Source organism: Bacillus sp. TCT6 (genome assembly GCF_056033845.1).
Genome location: NZ_JBVYHX010000008.1, coordinates 1 through 4,645, shown reverse-complemented (window position 1 = coordinate 4,645; position 4,645 = coordinate 1). Strand labels below are relative to the sequence as shown.

Annotated in this window: 2 rRNA genes; both read right to left on the bottom strand. The window is 51.5% G+C overall.

The features are described from left to right. Nucleotides 1-8: 8 nt before the first annotated feature. A 23S ribosomal RNA gene (locus AC0ONG_RS30250) occupies nt 9-2,930 on the bottom strand. Nucleotides 2,931-3,076: 146 nt separating this feature from the next. Further along, nucleotides 3,077-4,628 (bottom strand): 16S ribosomal RNA (locus tag AC0ONG_RS30245). The 16S and 23S rRNA genes sit together here, the layout of an rRNA operon. Nucleotides 4,629-4,645 lie beyond the last annotated feature (17 nt).

Sequence of the window (4,645 nt, the reverse complement as noted above, 5' to 3'; positions counted from 1 at the left end):
CATATTATATGGTTAAGTCCTCGATCTATTAGTATTCGTCAGCTCCACATGTCACCATGCTTCCACCTCGAACCTATCAACCTGATCATCTTTCAGGGATCTTACTAGCTTACGCTATGGGAAATCTCATCTTGAGGGGGGCTTCATGCTTAGATGCTTTCAGCACTTATCCCTTCCGCACATAGCTACCCAGCTATGCCCTTGGCAGAACAACTGGTACACCAGCGGTGCGTCCATCCCGGTCCTCTCGTACTAAGGACAGCTCCTCTCAAATTTCCTACGCCCACGACGGATAGGGACCGAACTGTCTCACGACGTTCTGAACCCAGCTCGCGTACCGCTTTAATGGGCGAACAGCCCAACCCTTGGGACCGACTACAGCCCCAGGATGCGATGAGCCGACATCGAGGTGCCAAACCTCCCCGTCGATGTGGACTCTTGGGGGAGATAAGCCTGTTATCCCCGGGGTAGCTTTTATCCGTTGAGCGATGGCCCTTCCATGCGGAACCACCGGATCACTAAGCCCGACTTTCGTCCCTGCTCGACTTGTAGGTCTCGCAGTCAAGCTCCCTTATGCCTTTGCACTCTACGAATGATTTCCAACCATTCTGAGGGAACCTTTGGGCGCCTCCGTTACACTTTAGGAGGCGACCGCCCCAGTCAAACTGCCCACCTGACACTGTCTCCCGGGTCGATAAGACCCGTAGGTTAGAATTTCAATACAGTCAGGGCGGTATCCCACCAGCGCCTCCACCGAAGCTAGCGCTCCGGTTTCAATGGCTCCCGCCTATCCTGTACAAACTGTACCAAAATTCAATATCAGGCTACAGTAAAGCTCCACGGGGTCTTTCCGTCCTGTCGCGGGTAACCTGCATCTTCACAGGTACTATAATTTCACCGAGTCTCTGGTTGAGACAGTGCCCAAATCGTTACACCTTTCGTGCGGGTCGGAACTTACCCGACAAGGAATTTCGCTACCTTAGGACCGTTATAGTTACGGCCGCCGTTTACTGGGGCTTCAGTTCAGAGCTTCGCTTACGCTAACCCCTCTCCTTAACCTTCCAGCACCGGGCAGGTGTCACCCCCTATACTTCGCCTTACGGCTTCGCAGAGAGCTGTGTTTTTGCTAAACAGTCGCTTGGGCCTATTCACTGCGGCTTTCCGTTAAGAAAGCACCCCTTCTCCCGAAGTTACGGGGTCATTTTGCCGAGTTCCTTAACCAGAGTTCTCTCGCACACCTTAGGATTCTCTCCTCGCCTACCTGTGTCGGTTTGCGGTACAGGCACCTTTTATCTCGCTAGAAGCTTTTCTTGGCAGCGGGGAATCAAAGACTTCGCTCCATAAGGAGCTTCCCCATCACAGCTCAGCCTTCACGATAAGCGGATTTGCCTACTTATCAGCCTAACTGCTTGGACGTGCACAACCAATCGCACGCTTCTTCTATCCTTCTGCGTCCCTCCATTGCTCAAACGATAAAGAGGTGGTACAGGAATATCAACCTGTTGTCCATCGCCTACGCCTGTCGGCCTCGGCTTAGGTCCTGACTAACCCTGAGCGGACGAGCCTTCCTCAGGAAACCTTAGGCATTCGGTGGACGGGATTCTCACCCGTCTTTCGCTACTCATACCGGCATTCTCACTTCTAAGCGCTCCACCAGTCCTTCCGGTCTGACTTCACTGCACTTAGAACGCTCCCCTACCACTGATACCATTGGTATCAATTCGCAGCTTCGGTGGTGTATTTAGCCCCGGTACATTTTCGGCGCAGAGTCACTCGACTAGTGAGCTATTACGCACTCTTTAAATGGTGGCTGCTTCTAAGCCAACATCCTAGTTGTCTAAGCAACTCCACATCCTTTTCCACTTAATACACACTTTGGGACCTTAGCTGGCGATCTGGGCTGTTTCCCTCTTGACTACGGATCTTATCACTCGCAGTCTGACTCCTAAGGATAAGTCATTGGCATTCGGAGTTTGACTGAATTCGGTAATCCGATGAGGACCCCTAGTTCAATCAGTGCTCTACCTCCAAGACTCTTACACTTAAGGCTAGCCCTAAAGCTATTTCGGGGAGAACCAGCTATCTCCAGGTTCGATTGGAATTTCTCCGCTACCCACACCTCATCCCCGCACTTTTCAACGTGCGTGGGTTCGGGCCTCCATTCAGTGTTACCTGAACTTCACCCTGGACATGGGTAGATCACCTGGTTTCGGGTCTACGACCACGTACTAAACGCCCTATTCAGACTCGCTTTCGCTGCGGCTCCGCCTCTTCAGCTTAACCTTGCACGGGATCGTAACTCGCCGGTTCATTCTACAAAAGGCACGCCATCACCCATTAACGGGCTCTGACTATTTGTAGGCACACGGTTTCAGGATCTCTTTCACTCCCCTTCCGGGGTGCTTTTCACCTTTCCCTCACGGTACTGGTTCACTATCGATCACTAGGGAGTATTTAGCCTTGGGAGATGGTCCTCCCAGATTCCGACGGAATTTCACGTGTTCCGCCGTACTCAGGATACATTCAAGAGAGAACGAAGTTTCGACTACGGGGTTGTTACCCTCTACGACGGACCTTTCCAGGTCGCTTCGTCTACCTCGTTCCTTTGTAACTCCGTATAGAATGTCCTACAACCCCAAGAGGCAAGCCTCTTGGTTTGGGCTATGTTCCGTTTCGCTCGCCGCTACTCAGGAAATCGCATTTGCTTTCTCTTCCTCCAGGTACTTAGATGTTTCAGTTCCCTGGGTCTGTCTTCCATACCCTATGTATTCAGGTAAGGATACCATACCATTACGTATAGTGGGTTTCCCCATTCGGAAATCTTCGGATCAAAGCTTACTTACAGCTCCCCGAAGCATATCGGCGTTAGTCCCGTCCTTCATCGACTCCTAGTGTCAAGGCATCCACCGTGCGCCCTTTCTAACTTAACCAAACTAAAATTAAAAAAATATGAGCTACACTGTTATCTAGTTTTCAAAGAACATACATTTATATATGAGAGATAGTTCTCTCAAAACTGAACAAAACGAAACACGGAAACTTATATTGATGAACAGCGTTCATCAATTCTCCATAGAAAGGAGGTGATCCAGCCGCACCTTCCGATACGGCTACCTTGTTACGACTTCACCCCAATCATCTGTCCCACCTTAGGCGGCTGGCTCCAAAAAGGTTACCCCACCGACTTCGGGTGTTACAAACTCTCGTGGTGTGACGGGCGGTGTGTACAAGGCCCGGGAACGTATTCACCGCGGCATGCTGATCCGCGATTACTAGCGATTCCAGCTTCATGTAGGCGAGTTGCAGCCTACAATCCGAACTGAGAACGGTTTTATGAGATTAGCTCCACCTCGCGGTCTTGCAGCTCTTTGTACCGTCCATTGTAGCACGTGTGTAGCCCAGGTCATAAGGGGCATGATGATTTGACGTCATCCCCACCTTCCTCCGGTTTGTCACCGGCAGTCACCTTAGAGTGCCCAACTTAATGATGGCAACTAAGATCAAGGGTTGCGCTCGTTGCGGGACTTAACCCAACATCTCACGACACGAGCTGACGACAACCATGCACCACCTGTCACTCTGCTCCCGAAGGAGAAGCCCTATCTCTAGGGTTTTCAGAGGATGTCAAGACCTGGTAAGGTTCTTCGCGTTGCTTCGAATTAAACCACATGCTCCACCGCTTGTGCGGGCCCCCGTCAATTCCTTTGAGTTTCAGCCTTGCGGCCGTACTCCCCAGGCGGAGTGCTTAATGCGTTAACTTCAGCACTAAAGGGCGGAAACCCTCTAACACTTAGCACTCATCGTTTACGGCGTGGACTACCAGGGTATCTAATCCTGTTTGCTCCCCACGCTTTCGCGCCTCAGTGTCAGTTACAGACCAGAAAGTCGCCTTCGCCACTGGTGTTCCTCCATATCTCTACGCATTTCACCGCTACACATGGAATTCCACTTTCCTCTTCTGCACTCAAGTCTCCCAGTTTCCAATGACCCTCCACGGTTGAGCCGTGGGCTTTCACATCAGACTTAAGAAACCACCTGCGCGCGCTTTACGCCCAATAATTCCGGATAACGCTTGCCACCTACGTATTACCGCGGCTGCTGGCACGTAGTTAGCCGTGGCTTTCTGGTTAGGTACCGTCAAGGTGCCAGCTTATTCAACTAGCACTTGTTCTTCCCTAACAACAGAGTTTTACGACCCGAAAGCCTTCATCACTCACGCGGCGTTGCTCCGTCAGACTTTCGTCCATTGCGGAAGATTCCCTACTGCTGCCTCCCGTAGGAGTCTGGGCCGTGTCTCAGTCCCAGTGTGGCCGATCACCCTCTCAGGTCGGCTACGCATCGTTGCCTTGGTGAGCCGTTACCTCACCAACTAGCTAATGCGACGCGGGTCCATCCATAAGTGACAGCCGAAGCCGCCTTTCAATTTCGAACCATGCAGTTCAAAATGTTATCCGGTATTAGCCCCGGTTTCCCGGAGTTATCCCAGTCTTATGGGCAGGTTACCCACGTGTTACTCACCCGTCCGCCGCTAACTTCTTGAGAGCAAGCTCTCAATCCATTCGCTCGACTTGCATGTATTAGGCACGCCGCCAGCGTTCATCCTGAGCCAGGATCAAACTCTCCAATAAAGTTAGTTTGTCTAGCA